Origin of the sequence: Variovorax jilinensis (genome assembly GCF_030316885.1) — a bacterium.
Lineage (GTDB): Bacteria > Pseudomonadota > Gammaproteobacteria > Burkholderiales > Burkholderiaceae_C > Variovorax > Variovorax jilinensis.
In genome coordinates this window covers 110,030-124,632 of the sequence record NZ_JASZYQ010000007.1, presented here as the reverse complement: position 1 = coordinate 124,632, position 14,603 = coordinate 110,030, and the positions used below count along the sequence as shown (strand labels likewise).

Sequence of the window (14,603 nt, the reverse complement as noted above, 5' to 3'; positions counted from 1 at the left end):
CGGTCAGCCCGACATTCGACGTTCAGCTCGCTGGGCGGTCGGGCTGGGCTAGCCACTCGCGGAGCCGCCGGCGCAGGAGTTTGCCCGTGGGCGAACGGGGCAGGCTCTCGACGACTCGGAAATCTGAAGGTCTTTTGATACGGCCGAGGTGCGACTCGCAGTGCGAACGCACTGAGGCGATCAATGTGTCCGGACCGCTGGTGGCGGTGCCTCGTGCAGGCACTACAAAAGCTACAGGCCGTTCACCGAAGCGCTCGTCCGGGACCCCGACCACTGCGCAATCCCAAACGCCCTTGACGCTCAGGATCGCCGCCTCGATCTCCTGCGGGTACACGTTGACGCCACCAGAAATGATCATGTCATCCTGGCGATCAGTGAGGTAGAGATACCCGTCCTCGTTGACGTGGCCGACGTCACCGAAAGTCTGCCACCCGTGCGGCAGGGTGCGGGCGGCGGTCTTCTCGGGTGCTTTGTAGTACGCGAAGGACGCGACGCCGGAAAAGTACACCAACCCCGTGACGCCGGCTGGCAACAGATGGCCGGCCTCATCCGTCACGTGCAGGATGCCTTTGTGGGCCCGCCCCACCGACCCGGGATGGGTGAGTGCTTCGGTCGAATCGATTAGGGTCAGCCCGACGCCTTCGCTGCCAGAGTAGTACTCTCGCACGATCGGGCCCCACCACTCGATCATGGATTTCTTGACCGGGGCGGGGCAGGGCGCCGCTCCATGGATCGCGGATCGGTGCGCCGGCGCGGCAAACGCAGCGCGGCGCTCGACGGGAAGGTCGAGCAATCGCTGGAACATCGCTGGCACCCATTGGCTGTGCGTGATCGCGTGCTGCTCCAGCAGCCTCAGCGCTTCATCCGCATCGAACCGCTCCATCACGTACACCGTGCCTCCGCCCGCGGTGACGGCAAGTGCGAATCGCAGCGGGGCCGCATGGTACAGCGGTGCGGTCGATAAATAGCGAACGTTGGCGTCGTCGAGTCCGAATAGCGAGAGCAGATCCTTCGCGAACGGCGGTGTCCCGCGATAGTCGGCTGGGAGCAACGGACGGAACACGCCTTTGGGCGCCCCTGTCGTGCCAGAGGTGTACACCATCAGCGCGCCCGGGGTTTCATCGGCACGGGACTTTGGTGAGGCCTGCGACAGGAGCGTCTCCATCGCAACGAACCCTGGAATCGGGCCGCGTAGCGAGAGCCACGAAATCTCCGTTCTCGACAGGGCTGGGAGTTCCACTGCCACGTCTGCCAAGATGGCGTCGGCGACCACGACTTTCGCATCGCAATCCTCTACCAGGTAGTGCAGTTCGCGCACCGTGAGGCCAGTCGGCATCGGCGTCAAGTAGACGCCCGAACGCCACGCAGCCCATCCCAGGGCCACGGCCTCCGCCCGGTTGCCGATCAGCGAGGCAACGTGATCGCCGCGCACCGCACCCAGGCTGCGCAGCACCGCCGCCATCCGGTTGCTTGTCGCCTCAAGCGCCGCGTAGCTCCATGTCTCGTCGCCGCAGACGATCGCGGCGCGGTCTGGCGTTCCGTGCGCATTGCGTCGCAGGTCACGCACCGCACCCCCCCGTTTCGGCCATGGGAGTCAACCCGCGCTGCGCTGCGCCTTTTCCTGTTCGGCGCGGCCGCGTACGAGGGTCTTCGCTTCGGACCAGTCCTCGGGAGTCAGTTTGCCCAGCGCCGCAAACGTGCTCGGAGCAGCGAGGTGATGGCCGCCGTCGATGGCGATGTTCTGTCCGGTAAGATATTCGCAACCGTCGGCCTGCAAAAAGGTGAGCAAGTTGCACAGCTCGGGCATGCGACCGAAGCGCTGCATGGGCACTTCGTCCGCCGACGCAGCGCCCACATTGGCCTTGGGAATGGGTGCCAGCTTCTCCCACGCGCTTTCCGTCGGAAATGGGCCGGGAGCGACTGCATTGACCCGTATGTTTTTCGCGCCCCATTCGACGGCGAGGGACATGGTCATCGCATGCACGGCGGTCTTGGCCATCACCGACGGCAGCACATAGGCGGAGCCTGTCCAGACCCACGTGACAAGCATGCTCACGACGGAGCCTGGCAGGCCCTGCGCAATCCAGCGCCTTCCGCAGGCCAAGGTCGCAAAGAGGGCACCATCCATCACGGTGGAGCGCACTGCGGCAAAGCCGCGGGGGCTGATGTCGATGGATGGCGAAATGAAGTTGGCGGCTGCATTGTTCACCAGGCCTGTCAACGCGCCGCCAGCCCAGATGCGATCGACCATCGCCTCGATCTGATCGGCATCGCGCACATCGCAGATGTGATACTCGGCGCTTCCGCCATGATGCGCCGTCTCGTTCAACTCGGCCACCGCCGCCTGCAAGACTGCTTCGCGGCGACCGCAGATATGCACCGCGGCACCGTGGGCGGCGAAGTGCCGCGCCAACTCCTTGCCGAGGCCGGTGCCCCCGCCGGTGATAAGAATCCGCTTGCCCGCCAGTACGTCGGGCCGGAAGGTGGAAAGTGTCACTGAGAGTCTCCTATACGGGGTTGATGCCTGCGACGCCGTTGACCGCGGCGTCCTTGCCCGGGCGGAATTCGGCGAAGAGCTGGCGACCAATGATGTGCTTCATCACCTCGATTGATCCGCCAGCAATTTTGACGATGCGTGCATCGGCATAGGCGCGCGCTATTGGATATTCCCACATGTAGCCCCAGCCGCCAAAAAGTTGCAGACATTCATCGACGACCTTGCAGTGCATGTTGCTGAGCCACATCTTGGCCATTGCGGCGTCGACCGCGTTGAGTTCGCCGTTCATGAAGTTCTCGATGCACTTGTCGGTGAACTGCCGCCCGACGACTGCCTCCGTCTTCAGCTCTGCTAGCTTGAACTGGGTGTTCTGGAAGTCCCCGATTGTCTTGCCGAAAGCCTTTCGGTTGCCGGTGTACTCGATTGTCCAGTCGATAACCGTTTCGGCCACCGTGGCAGAACGGATGGCTTGCGCGAGCCGCTCCTGCGCGAGCTTGGTCATCATCAGTTCGAAGCCGCGCCCCTCTTCGCCGAGCATAGAACTGGCCGGTACGCGGACTTCGTCGAAGAAAAGTTCGGAGGTGTCCTGCGCCTTCATGCCGAGCTTGTGCAGGTTCTTTCCGCGGCGGAAGCCGGGCAGACTGGTGTCGACGAGGAACAGGGTAACGCCCTTGGCACCAGCAGTCGAATCTGTCTTTGTCGCCAGTACGATCACATCGCAAAGCTGCCCGTTCGAGATGAAGACCTTTTGGCCAGAGATGACAAAGTCATCACCATCGCGCACCGCCTTGGTCCGAATCGCCTTGAGATCCGATCCAGCATGGGGCTCGGTCATGCCGAGCGAGCCGATGGCCTCGCCGGCCACCATCAGTGGAAGCCACTTCTTCTTCTGCGCCTCACTGCCGAAGCTGGCGATGTAAGTCGCGACCAGATCGCAGTGGATCATGAAGCCCGGCCCGGTGAAGCCCGAGCGCGCCATTTCCTCGAACACCACCACATCGAACAGGTAGTCCGCGCCGGCCCCGCCGTACTGCTCTGGCACGGTGCAGCACAACATGCCCGCCGCGCCGGCCTTCAGCCAAAGTTCTCGTGGCACGACGCCAGACTCTTCCCATGCGGCATGACAAGGTGCGATCTCGTTCTCGATGAATCGACGCACCATGCTGCGGAATCCATCATGGTCTTCGTTAAACAGTTTTCGTTTGAACACGTTTGGCTCCCTTGTGATTAGTAGGACTTGGGAAGGTCCAGTACCTTCTCGGCGATGAACGACAGAATCAGTTGCTCAGTCACGGGAGCGATGCGCGTCACCGTGACTTCGCGCAACAGGCGTTCGACGTGGTATTCCTTCGCGTACCCGAAGCCACCGTGGGTCAGCACGGCCTGCATGCACGAATCAAAACCCGCACGTGCACCGAGAAATTTGGCGGCGTTGGCTTCTGCACCACAGGGCTGGTGCTGGTCGTAGAGCCACGCGCCCTTCATCACCATGGCCCACGCGGCCTCCAGCGCCATCCATCGCTCGGCCAGGGGATGCTGGATACCCTGGTTCTGTCCGATGGGACGATCGAAGACAACCCGCTCGCGGGCGTATTTGGAGGCTCTGCGCAAGGCGTCCTGACCGATCGCCACGGCTTCGGCCGCTACGAGCAGGCGCTCCGGATTGAGGCTGTGCAGGATGTACGAGAAGCCCTTTCCTTCCTCGCCGACGCGGTCCTCATCAGGAATGAACAGGCCGTCGATGAAGATCGAGTTCGAGTCGACCGCCTTGCGCCCCATCTTGGGGATGCGATGCACCTCGATCTTGCTGCGGTCCAGGTCGGTGTAGAAGATCGTGATGCCGTCGGTAGGCCTCTTGCAATCTTCAAGCTTGGTGGTGCGCGTCAGCAGCATGATCTTGTTGGCCACCTGCGCGGTCGAGGTCCAGACCTTCTGACCGTGTACCAAATAGCCGCCTGGCACCTTCTGCGCGAAGGTCTTGATCGCTGTCGTGTTGAGCCCGGCGTCGGGTTCGGTGAAGCCGAAGCAGCATTGGTCTTTGCCTTCGACCAACCGGGGCAGCCACCGCTGGCGCTGTTCAGCGGTGCCGAACACCACGATCGGATGCGGGCCGAAGAGATTGATATGCACCGTCGATGCTGCAGCCATTCCGCCGCCGTGGCTCGCGACTTCGTGCAGCATGATCACCGCTTCTGTCACACCGAGCCCGGCACCGCCGTATTCTGGAGGCATTGTGATGCCGAGCCAACCAGCATCGGCCATGGCCCGATGAAAGGCGCGCGGGAACTCGCCGTCGTCGTCTCGCGCGAGCCAGTACTCATCGTCGAACGATCGTACGACCGTACTCACGCCGTCGCGAATCGCGCGATGATCTTCTGTGATTGAGAAATCCATAGGGGTCTCCGTAATACTGGTGTTGGCGGCCGTCTAGGAAGCCATCTTCAATGTCTCGAGCGCTTGCGTCAGATGCGGCTTGTCGAGCATCACGCCGTCAATGCTCAGCGTGCCTGCCTCAGGCGCCGCCTCGAAGGCGTCAACAATTCGGCGTGCGTGCGCGATCTCCGTCTCCGTCGGCGAATAGGCTTCGTTTATGATGCCGACCTGGTCTGGGTGGATCGCAATGCGGCCGCGAAAGCCTCTTCGACGCGAAGCGCGACAGGCTGCGGCAAGGCCGGCGGGGTCGCGGAAGTCTGCATAGAGCGTATCAATTGCTGGCACCCGGGAGGATGCGGCGGCGCAGAGACACAGTGAGTTGGCCCATGCATAGAGCGGCGAAAGGGTGCCATCGTCGTCGCGATTGGAAACTGCGCCGATGGCTGCCGAGAGATCCTCAGCGCCCCATGTGATGCCCGCGAGGCGCTCGCTCAGCCGAGCCGCGAAACTCTGCATCGTCAGCATGGCCTGCGGGGTCTCGGTGGCGACCGGAACGATCCGTACGGTACCGGGTTCGATGCCGGCGCGTGCCTCGAGGGCGTCAAGGCAGTGCCCCAATCGGTCGATGTCGGCAGCAGTGTGTGTCTTCGGCAGCATGATGCCTGCCAGCCCGGGAACGACGATTGAAGCAAGATCGCCCATCGCCAGCAGGGTGTCGAGCGGATTGATGCGAACGAAGAGGCTGGCACTGACCTCCGATGCCCGTGAAGCAATGAAGTCCGCGGCAGTAGTGCGAGCACCTATCTTTCGCGAATCGGCGACCGAGTCTTCGAGGTCGAGGATCAATGCATCGGCCACGCTGCCGATCGACTTCGTCAGCTTGCGTTCGCTGTCCGCGGGCACGAAGAGCATCGAGCGGAGCTTGATCGTCTTCATTCTGGCTTGCGAAGCATGAGGGCTTGGCGCGTGCACACGCACACTTCCTCGTCGCGCTGATTCAGCCCCTGATGGAGAAAGGTCACGATTCCGGCGTTCGGGCGAGACTTGCTTTCGCGTACCGACTTGACCGTCGTGCGGGAGCGGATCGTGTCACCCGCAAACACCGGACTCGGAAAGCGTGTGTCGGTCATGCCGAGATTGGCGACTGTGGTGCCGAGCGTGGTCTCCTGTACCGAGAGACCGATGACGAGGCCGAGGGTGAATATGCTGTTGACCAATGGACGGCCGAACTCCGTGTTCTTGCAGTACTCTGAGTCGATGTGGATAGCCGCTGGATTGCAGGTGGCGTTGCTGAACCACATGTTGTCGGCCTCGATGACGGTCCGACGGATCTCATGATCGAAGGACTGCCCCACTTCGAATTCCTCAAACCATCGGCCTGCCATCGGGGTTACCTCTTAAATAGAAAGTTGCTTCAGCGTATGGATGTGCATGGTACGCATGTGTACTATACCAACTCTCTCCGATTTGCAACTCAGGTGGAACCTTGATGGAGACGCTGCGATGAACTCTTTGATTAACCGGCAAGTGCGGCTGCGAAGCCGTCCGTCGGGCATCCCGCAGGCCGAGCACTTCGAGATCGTCGAGGGGTCGGTCGGGACACCAGGCCCGGGCCAAGTGTTAGTTCGCAATCTGTGGTTGTCGGTCGAGCCTGCAATGCGCGGCTGGGTCAATGCTGTCGGCAACTACGCGGAGCCGGTCGCGGTGGGAGCCGTGATGCGCTCATTCGCCTGCGGGCGGGTCGTGGCATCGAACGACCCGGCGTGGCCGGTCGGTGTTGCCGTCACAGGCCTGTTTGGCTGGCAGGATTTCGCTCTGGTCGAGGGCGCCGCCATTCAGCGCCGCATCGAGGACGACGGGCTTCCGATGTCAAGTGCGCTGGGCGTGATGGGCATCAACGGTGTCACTGCGCACTACGGCCTGTTGCAACTTGGGCAGCCGCGCGCCGGCGAGACGGTCGTGGTTTCCACGGCGGCTGGCGCGGTCGGCTCCTGCGTTGGACAGATCGCGCGGCTGCAGGGGTGCCGCACGGTGGGTATCGCGGGCGGGCGGGTCAAACGCGCGCTGTGCGCAGAGCGTTTCGGCTTCGACGTCGCCGTCGACTACAAGGCCGTTGATTTTGAGGAGCACTTGGCGCGGGCGTGTAGCGGGGGCGTTGACGTCTACTACGACAACACCGCGGGGGCGATCAGCGACGCGGTGATGGCTCATCTCAATGTCGGTGCACGCATCGTGATCTGCGGAACAGCTTCGGTTGCGAACTGGGACCCGCCCCCGCGGGGTCCCCGAGTCGAGCGTCACCTGCTTACCAAGCGTGCGCGCATGCAGGGCTTCGTGATCTTCGACCATCCGGAGTATGCCAGCGTGGCTCGCGTCGATCTCGCGAAGTGGTTACGCGACGGCAGCCTTCGCTACATCGAGGAAGTATTGGATGGAATCGAAAAGGCGCCGGATGCAATCGCCGGCCTGTACCGTGGTGAGAACCTCGGTAAGCGCTTGATCCGCCTGGTACCTGATTGAACCAGCGATGACACTAGGTCGCCTTATCGGTCAAAGTCTGAACTAGCTCGCGCAGCTTGAATTTCTGCACCTTGCCGCTGGGTGTACGCGGGAGGTCATCCCGGAGCTCGATCCGCTCTGGCCAGTACTGCGGCGTTAACTTGCAAGCCCTCAGATAGCGCTGCATCTCATCGAGGTTGAACGTCGCTGCGTCACGCAGCGTGATGAAGGCGCACACCCGCTCGCCGAGCCGCGCATCGGGCCAGCCGACGATGGCGACCGCGGAGACGGCCGGGTGTCGTGCCAGCAGGGCCTCGACCTCCACGACCGGCACGCTTTCGCCGCCGCGCTTGATGATGTCCTTCGAACGGCCGTTGATGCGGATGTCGCCTCCATCGTTGACCACGTAGGCCAAGTCGCCGGTGTCAAACCAGCCTTCGGAATCGGTGTCGTTCCATTCCGGATGCTTCAGGTAACCCGCGAACACACCGCTGCCGCGCACTTGGAGCCGTCCGGTCTGCCCCACCGGCAGCTGCGAACTTGCATCATCGACGATCCTCGCCTCCATGCCGGGCGGCGGACGCCCATCGGCCAGCGCTGAATGTGCTCGGCCGCGGCCGATCTCGGTGATCAGGCCGGCCTGCACTTCGGTCATGCCCCAGAGCGAGCAGACTGTCATGTTGAGCTCGGTGTCGGCCCGTTCGATCAGAACAGGCGGAATCGGTGCGCCGGCGCAGCAGAATACGCGCAGGCTTGAGGGCCGAGCGGCTCCCTTGGCCACTGCATTGCAGAGGTCCGCCAAGTACGGCGTGGGGCCAGCCGTGAAGGTGACTCTTTCTTCAACCATGAGGCGAACGGCCTGATCCACATCCCAACTGTCCATGATGACGGTGGTTCCCTTGAACATAAACGGGAAGACACCGAGCAGTGCGAAGCCGAGCAGGTGGCCCATCGGTGCGGCGCACAGAGCGACGTCGCCCGGGGTCATCTCGAGGGAGCGCATCGCCGTGCTCAAGGTCGAGAGCATCGTGTTCGACGTGTGCATGACGCCCTTGGGCTCGCCGGTCGTACCGGAGGTGAACATCACGAGGGCAACCTCATCGGGGTGCAAGGGTCGGGAGGAGGGCCGTGCCGCCTCGTTACAGCAAGACTGCAAACTGTCGTTCAGTAAGATCCGATCGAACCCATCCTCGCCGTCTTCCCCCACCACGATCAGATGGCGCAGCCTGGGCAGGCGCGGTCGAAGCGCTCGCACCATGCCCGCATGATCCCGGCCCTTGAAGGTAGCCGGCACGATGAACACTGACGACTCGCAGAGGTTGAGCATGAACTCAAGCTCACGTTCGCGGAAGATCGGCATCAACGGATTGATCGCGACGCCGGTCCTGGCGCAGGCGAGCGCGATGGCGAGATACTGCCAGCAGTTCTGCAGCTGGACAGAGACAACTTCGCCGCGGCGGATCCCCATACGGGTGAGCGATGCCGCGATCCTTTCGGCTAGCGCATCGAGTTCGCGATAGGTAAGCCGGTGCGTCGGCGCCGAGCGCGAGGCATGGTCCGCGATCGCCGTCTTGTCCGGGAAGGCTGCGAGTGCGGCACTGAAGTAGTCGTGGATGGTCTGGTCGTTCCACTGCCCGTCATCACGCATAGCCTTGGCGCGCTGCCGCGCCAACACGGGATCGAATTCCATAGTGGTTGACTGTTGGTTGGAGGGCTCGCCCGATGATGAAGCGACGTCGTACGCTAACGTACAACCAAAGAGCCCCCACTGGGGAAAGTACTCATGCATCTGCATATCGTGTGCAGCATGATCGTACACATGCATACGACATCTGGTACGCCCTACGGCAGGGCTCATCGGCTCGCACCGCTGTCTGTCACCCAATCGGATCGCGACCGCCCAGGGCCTGCATTGATCGAGCGGATGCGCTCAACTTTTCCGGCCGAGCGCGAGATGGACAAGATGCTGACACGCAAGATGACGCATCGAGCGGATCCGGCCTATGCGGGCGCGAGCCTTGAGCGCATGACCGAACACCTGACGGCGTTCCTCAGCAATGCGGTCGAAGGCCCTTTCCGCATCGCCGATCAACGCTGGTTTGCCGGTGGCGCATCGAAGATCCAGATGGGCTACACCCTGCATTGGAACGCGCCCGGACGAGGTGCCTCTGCGGACCGGATGGTTGTGCGCATGGAGCCCAGCGAATCGGTCAATTCGACAAGCCGAGCCCGAGAGTTCCAACTTCTGAAGGCCTTTGAGGGCGTGGTGCCTGTACCTCATGCATTCTGGGTCGACGCGGAGGCGGAGTGGTTTCCGGAGCCGGCTCTGCTCTATTCGTTCTGTGAGGGGGTCACCAAGCCGCGTGCGACGGCTTCGGGACGACTGGCTGGCATCGGTACCAATTTTGGTCCCGAACTGCGTCAGCGCCTAGCCCCGCAATTCGTGCGCATGCTGGCGACGATTCACACGTTCGACGTGGGCGAAGCCGACATGTCGGCATTCGACGTGCCCCCGATCGGAACGACGGAAAGCGCACTCAGGCAGCTGAATCGTGCGCGCCGCATTTGGGAGGAGGACCGTGGGGACGACTTCCCGCTGGCCGAGGTCGCGGCCAACTGGTTGGAGCGAAATCTGCCGACCCTCGATGCGGTGGGCATCGTGCATGGCGACTACCGTTCAGGGAACTTCCTTTTCGACGAGAACAGCCTCGAAATCACCGCCGTGCTGGACTGGGAGCGCGGCTATCTTGGCGATCGCCACCGCGACCTCGCGTGGACCGCGAACCATGCTTTCGGCCACATGGCAGAGGACGGAAAGACCTTCCTTGCCAGCGGGTTGGTGCCACTTGACGAGTTCTTCGAGAGCTACGAGAAGCTGTCGGGACTGAGCGTCGATCCGGCGAGGCTTCGCTACTACACGATTTTCAACAGCTACCAGCTCGTCGTGTCGGCTCTTGCGTCTGCCTACCGGGTTGTGCATCTAGGAAAGACGCACCAGGACATCTTGCTCGCTTCGGCTGAGCCCGTGGGCTATCTCGCGGCTGAACAGCTGCGCAAGACACTTGAGGAGTTGCTCTGATGTCAGATCACACCGTCATCGGGCTGCGCGCCGCGATCAAGGCCTTGAAGGATGTCGTCACACCAGCGGTCGATACGTCGAACCCGCTGGCGGTGGAACAACTGCGCATGGTCTGCGGGTTTCTGTCAATGGTGTGCGACCGGCTTCCATACCGGTCCGAGCGCATTCGCTTCGAACTGCGAAGCGCCGTCGAGCTAGCTCAGGCTCTCATGCCGTGCACCAGAGCGTGCGATCGTGATGCTGTTTCCGCACTCGAGCGCTCCCTTGCTTGCGGCGTCGGATTTATAAAGGAGCCCGACGCGACCGAGACCGACATACAGGCCGCGACCGCCCGGCTGACGGCCGCCACGAGTGCGCTCGTGCGATCGTCCGCCGACATCGACGAAGCCACCCGCCGGCGGATCGACCGCGCCGTCGCCGTGAACGCGAAGGCGTGGCTCGACGTCCAGCGCGCGTGGTTCCTGCCTCTTGGCTTCGATACTGAGTCCAACCGGCTCCCTTCCATCGCTGCTGCACTCGCACTTTCCACTCCTACCGAGAAGGCCCCTGCATGATCACCGCCGAACAAATCGACTATCAGAATCCCCCAGACGCCGACCACAACTGGGTTGAGACCTATCTCATTCCGATCGTCATTCCCGAAGAGCACATCTACGCGCTGGTCTACGTGTGCGCACGGCCCGCGATGGGCGTGATGTCGAACCAGATCATGGTTTGCGGGGCGCTGTCAGACAACCGATCCGATCTGCTGCACTACAACGACAACCAGCACTTGCCGGCCCCGAAGAAGTTCTCGGAGCTGACCTCGCCAATCGGCTTGAGCATCCGCGCGACGTCGGCGCCTAGGAACTTCCGCATCGACTACGAAGGCTTCGATGGTACCGAAATCCATGTCGACTGGGAGGGCTTGATGGATCCCTTTGACATCCATGACCCCGCGCACAGCCCCCAGGCGGGTCGGGTCGAAGACATGCATGCCGACATCGACACGCGCAAGAAGCACCTGGCCGGCCATTTCGACCTGACCGGACGTGCGACGGGAACCCTCACCGTTCGCGGCAAGACCTTCAAAGTCGACAGCATCGAACGGATGGACCATAGCTGGGGGCCGCGGGACCCGATGGTGATCAAGAACATGTACATCGTGTCGGCAACTTTCGGCGAAGACCTGGCGTTCCACATGATCTGTCCCTGGAATCCAGACCTCAAGGGCGCCGAGCAGTTCAAGCTCACACATGGCTACGTGCTGCAAGACGGCAAGGTCTACGGTCTGACCAGCGAAGTTACTATGACGAGCAATCACCACGGCCTGATGTGCACCGGGCTTCAGATGACCGTGAAGGACACCCGCGGGGAGGTCTTTCACCTACGGGCCACCGCAGACATAGGCGCGCCTTGGAGTCCATATCCGAGCGCGATCACGTTCAATTCGATGATGCGCTGGTCGCTTGGCGAGCGCGAAGGCTACGGCGTGGTGCTGCCGAACTACAACCTGCCATATCTCAACCAGAGGCGAGGCCGCTTCTATACCGATCCGTCGCCAACCGTCTGGGTCTAGCCTGGAGGGACTCTCCAATACCTGACCTGGAAGGATCCCGTGGCGTCGAGTGCGCAACGGGATCCTTTTCTTCCCTTACTTGGTGGCCTTGGCCAGATCGGATCGAAGGATGGCGATCAATGCGGCCGGATCAGCGACTCCTTTCTTTCGGGCCTTCTCGATGGCGCCTTGCTCGATCGGCAACACCCGCTGCTTCATTGCGGTAACCAATGCAGGACTAAGGGTCTCGACAGTACCGCCGGCTTTGCGGGTGGCTTCAAGTGACTCTTTCTCGGCAATGTCATACGCCGTGCCGACGGCTTGTGCGAGTTTCTCGCCGGACACCTTCATGATGGCCTGCTGATCTGCCTCGCCGATCGTCTTCCACTTAGCCGGGTTCACGCCGAGGACGATCACCGTGGCGCCCAGACCGCCGGGAACGATGCCGACGCGTGGCAAGAGGTTGGTCAGCTTGAAGCTCAGCGCATCCGGAATCGTAAAGACGGCGCCGTCAAGCAGTCCCCCGGAGACCATCTCGTAGATCTCGGTCGCCGGCTTGAGTACTGGAATACCGCCCAACAGCGTGATGGTTTGCGAGGCGATCGGGCTCGGGCTGCGCAGCTTCAAGCCTTGGAAATCCTCGATTGTCTTGACCGGACGCTTTGCAGTCGACACGTGCTGTGCGGGACCCGGAAAGAGGCTCAACACCGTCACTCCCTTGTACTCATCGAACTTTGCCAGGTTTTGGGCATAGAACTTGTACGTCACGGGTGAACGGACCGCGGCGCTGTCGGCCAGGAAGGGCAGTTCCATCAACTCGGTGAGTTCGAAGCGGCCGGCTGAATAGGAAGGGACGAACAGCGCGACATCGGCGAGGCCATCGACAATGGCGTCGAACTGTCCCGCCACGGTCCCGATGACCTTGGGAGACACCTCGACCTTCACTCGCCCCTGCGTCGCCTTGGCAACCTCTTCCGCCCAGGGCTCCATGACCTGTGCGCGAAGAGGATGGCCCAGCGGCAGCCAGTTCGAGTAGCGAAGAGTGGTCTGGGCCTGCGCTGCCGAAGCGATGAGTGTGAGGGCTGCCACTAGCGGGGCGGCCATTCGTTTCCAGTACTTGTTCATAGCGGTCTCCATAAGGTTGATGGACTCGGACGAGCTGATCGTTGCTTCAAGGCGGCACGCCACCGTTTATGCCGTGCTGTAGCAGATAGTATGCATGTGTACTAGAGCGGTCACTCGGTGTTTTCGCTATGAGAGCCGGTCGGAATCTGGACGAACACTGTCCATGGGTGAACTCTGGGTAAACCCGAACACTATCGTATCGTGTGCATGTGTACGATCACTGAAAGGTCGAGCCGCCTGGCCGATCAGAACTGCCGGATCCGTCGGTGGTGATCGTATTCAAAGGAGATAAACATGGTCAATTTCGCAAGACGAACAATCACCGCAGGCATCGGTGCCGCTGCCGTCCTAGGCCCGCTCGCGGTTCGCGCACAGGGCACCAAGCCGGACATCGTGATCGCCGGCGCACAACCTCTGACAGGCCTATTTTCCTTCGCAGGTGTTGCTTCGGACCTCGGATTGGCCGAGTACTGCAATTGGCGAAACGCCAACGGTGGCGTTCTGGGCCACAAGCTGAAATACGTCTCTGAAGACACGTCCTACAAGGTGGATGTGGGTGTTCCAGTGGTCAAGAAGATGATGGCTGAATACAAGCCATCCTTTTTCTTTGTCGACGGGACGGGATTGGGCAAGGCCACAGCACGCGATCTGATCGAAGCCGGAACTGTCATGGTCACCAGCACTTCCTGTGCTCAGGCTCTGGTCGATCCGGTGAGCATGCCTCACTACTTCAGCACGGGGCCCACATATCCGTTGATGCAGGAAATTCTTATGGAGTACATCGCCAGCACGGCGAAAGGCTCGGCGAAGAAGCCCACTGTCGCCTACGTATACAGCGAGCTAGAGTTCGGGCGGGAGGGAATTCCTGCGGGGAAGGCGCGCGCTGAGAAGCTTGGTCTCCCGATCGTGGCGGAAATCGTCACCAAACCGGCCGGCGTGGACGTCTCTGGCGAAGTCGCCAAGCTTCGGCGCGCCAAGCCCGACTTTGTGATCTTTCAGGGCTATGTGCTCGCGCCGATCCCAGAGTTCATTCGTCAGATGCGCGAGGCTGGGCTGACATCTCAGGTTGTTGGAACAACCTATAGCATGGACATCCCTACTTACCAGGCGATTGGTGCCCTGGGAGAGAAGTGGACCGGCCTCTTTCCGTATCGCTATGCCTACGACAAGGAGGCGACGATGGCAAGGACCATGCGCGAGCAGATCACCAAGGCTAAGCCGGACCTGAAAGACATCTCGATCTTCACCATTCAAGCTTGGCTGTCCGGAATGATCTTCGCGGAGATCGCCGAGCGATGCATCAAGGCCGGTAAGCCTTTGAACCTCGCGAACATGAAGGTCGCGCTGGAGTCGATCAAGAACTGGGACAGCGGTGGGCTAATCGGCCTGCCGGTCGACCTCAGCCTCCACCGGATCGCTACCGGTCGCATGTACTCCTACAACGCAGGCACCAAGCAGATGGATCCGATCAGCGACTGGATTCAGGTCTGAGG

13 protein-coding genes are annotated in these 14,603 nt (G+C 61.8%); 5 read left to right on the top strand and 8 right to left on the bottom strand.

The features are described 5' to 3' along the window. Nucleotides 1–22 precede the first annotated feature (22 nt). Genes QTH87_RS22080 through QTH87_RS22055 form a run of 6 tightly spaced genes read right to left on the bottom strand, consistent with a single transcriptional unit; the run spans nt 23 to nt 6,255 of the window. Nucleotides 23–1,567 carry an AMP-binding protein gene (locus QTH87_RS22080; RefSeq protein ID WP_286612216.1) on the bottom strand — a complete coding sequence of 515 codons (1,545 nt, stop codon included), beginning with the start codon at nt 1,565–1,567 and terminating at the stop codon, nt 23–25. A gap of 27 nt (nt 1,568–1,594) precedes the next feature. Further along, nucleotides 1,595–2,497: an SDR family oxidoreductase gene (locus QTH87_RS22075; RefSeq protein WP_286612215.1), complete on the bottom strand. Its 903-nt coding sequence runs from the start codon at nt 2,495–2,497 to the stop codon at nt 1,595–1,597. 10 nt (nt 2,498–2,507) lie between these two features. Next, complete coding sequence (locus tag QTH87_RS22070; protein ID WP_286612214.1) at nt 2,508–3,707, bottom strand: acyl-CoA dehydrogenase family protein; 1,200 nt, start codon at nt 3,705–3,707, stop codon at nt 2,508–2,510. 17 nt (nt 3,708–3,724) lie between these two features. Then, nucleotides 3,725–4,891: an acyl-CoA dehydrogenase family protein gene (locus QTH87_RS22065; RefSeq protein WP_286612213.1), complete on the bottom strand. Its 1,167-nt coding sequence runs from the start codon at nt 4,889–4,891 to the stop codon at nt 3,725–3,727. Between the two features lie 33 nt (nt 4,892–4,924). After that, the gene (locus QTH87_RS22060; protein ID WP_286612212.1) at nt 4,925–5,806 is read right to left on the bottom strand and encodes an HpcH/HpaI aldolase/citrate lyase family protein; all 882 of its coding nucleotides are present in this window, start codon (nt 5,804–5,806) and stop codon (nt 4,925–4,927) included. After that, nucleotides 5,803–6,255, bottom strand: coding sequence for a MaoC family dehydratase (locus QTH87_RS22055; protein ID WP_286612211.1), 453 nt, complete (start codon nt 6,253–6,255; stop codon nt 5,803–5,805). Before QTH87_RS22055 ends, QTH87_RS22060 begins: the two co-directional genes overlap by 4 nt. Before the next feature lie 118 nt (nt 6,256–6,373). Between QTH87_RS22055 and QTH87_RS22050 the strand changes: the two genes are divergently transcribed. Next, nucleotides 6,374–7,390, top strand: a complete 1,017-nt coding sequence (locus QTH87_RS22050; RefSeq protein WP_286612210.1) for an NADP-dependent oxidoreductase — start codon at nt 6,374–6,376, stop codon at nt 7,388–7,390. Between the two features lie 13 nt (nt 7,391–7,403). On the opposite strand, the gene QTH87_RS22045 is transcribed toward QTH87_RS22050, so the two are convergent. Further along, nucleotides 7,404–9,059 (bottom strand): AMP-binding protein, encoded by a 1,656-nt coding sequence (locus QTH87_RS22045; protein ID WP_286612209.1) that lies wholly within the window; start codon nt 9,057–9,059, stop codon nt 7,404–7,406. Nucleotides 9,060–9,152: 93 nt separating this feature from the next. On the opposite strand from QTH87_RS22045, the gene QTH87_RS22040 reads away from it, so the two are divergent. The 3 genes from QTH87_RS22040 to QTH87_RS22030 are packed head-to-tail and all read left to right on the top strand — an operon-like array spanning nt 9,153 to nt 12,006. Beyond that, a complete protein-coding gene (locus QTH87_RS22040) occupies nt 9,153–10,448 on the top strand; it encodes a phosphotransferase family protein (RefSeq protein WP_286612208.1) in 1,296 nt (431 codons plus the stop codon). Continuing rightward, nucleotides 10,448–11,002, top strand: a complete 555-nt coding sequence (locus QTH87_RS22035; RefSeq protein WP_286612207.1) for a hypothetical protein — start codon at nt 10,448–10,450, stop codon at nt 11,000–11,002. Before QTH87_RS22040 ends, QTH87_RS22035 begins: the two co-directional genes overlap by 1 nt. Further along, nucleotides 10,999–12,006 carry a DUF7064 domain-containing protein gene (locus QTH87_RS22030; RefSeq protein WP_286612206.1) on the top strand — a complete coding sequence of 336 codons (1,008 nt, stop codon included), beginning with the start codon at nt 10,999–11,001 and terminating at the stop codon, nt 12,004–12,006. Before QTH87_RS22035 ends, QTH87_RS22030 begins: the two co-directional genes overlap by 4 nt. A gap of 75 nt (nt 12,007–12,081) precedes the next feature. On the opposite strand, the gene QTH87_RS22025 is transcribed toward QTH87_RS22030, so the two are convergent. Next, nucleotides 12,082–13,110, bottom strand: coding sequence for a TRAP transporter substrate-binding protein (locus QTH87_RS22025; protein ID WP_286612205.1), 1,029 nt, complete (start codon nt 13,108–13,110; stop codon nt 12,082–12,084). A 294-nt stretch (nt 13,111–13,404) separates the two neighbouring features. Here QTH87_RS22025 and QTH87_RS22020 point away from each other — a divergent pair, with 294 nt between their 5' ends. Next, nucleotides 13,405–14,601 (top strand): ABC transporter substrate-binding protein, encoded by a 1,197-nt coding sequence (locus QTH87_RS22020; RefSeq protein ID WP_286612204.1) that lies wholly within the window; start codon nt 13,405–13,407, stop codon nt 14,599–14,601. Nucleotides 14,602–14,603: the final 2 nt, after the last annotated feature.

Bases quoted from the DNA above. Each gene is read 5' to 3' on its own strand.
- QTH87_RS22065 (WP_286612213.1), bottom strand. From the start codon at position 4,891: ATGGATTTCTCAATCACAGAAGATCATCGCGCGATTCGCGACGGCGTG.
- QTH87_RS22025 (WP_286612205.1), bottom strand. From the start codon at position 13,110: ATGAACAAGTACTGGAAACGAATGGCCGCCCCGCTAGTGGCAGCCCTC.
- QTH87_RS22055 (WP_286612211.1), bottom strand. From the start codon at position 6,255: ATGGCAGGCCGATGGTTTGAGGAATTCGAAGTGGGGCAGTCCTTCGAT.
- QTH87_RS22030 (WP_286612206.1), top strand. From the start codon at position 10,999: ATGATCACCGCCGAACAAATCGACTATCAGAATCCCCCAGACGCCGAC.
- QTH87_RS22060 (WP_286612212.1), bottom strand. From the start codon at position 5,806: ATGAAGACGATCAAGCTCCGCTCGATGCTCTTCGTGCCCGCGGACAGC.
- QTH87_RS22035 (WP_286612207.1), top strand. From the start codon at position 10,448: ATGTCAGATCACACCGTCATCGGGCTGCGCGCCGCGATCAAGGCCTTG.
- QTH87_RS22050 (WP_286612210.1), top strand. From the start codon at position 6,374: ATGAACTCTTTGATTAACCGGCAAGTGCGGCTGCGAAGCCGTCCGTCG.
- QTH87_RS22040 (WP_286612208.1), top strand. From the start codon at position 9,153: ATGCATCTGCATATCGTGTGCAGCATGATCGTACACATGCATACGACA.
- QTH87_RS22045 (WP_286612209.1), bottom strand. From the start codon at position 9,059: ATGGAATTCGATCCCGTGTTGGCGCGGCAGCGCGCCAAGGCTATGCGT.
- QTH87_RS22020 (WP_286612204.1), top strand. From the start codon at position 13,405: ATGGTCAATTTCGCAAGACGAACAATCACCGCAGGCATCGGTGCCGCT.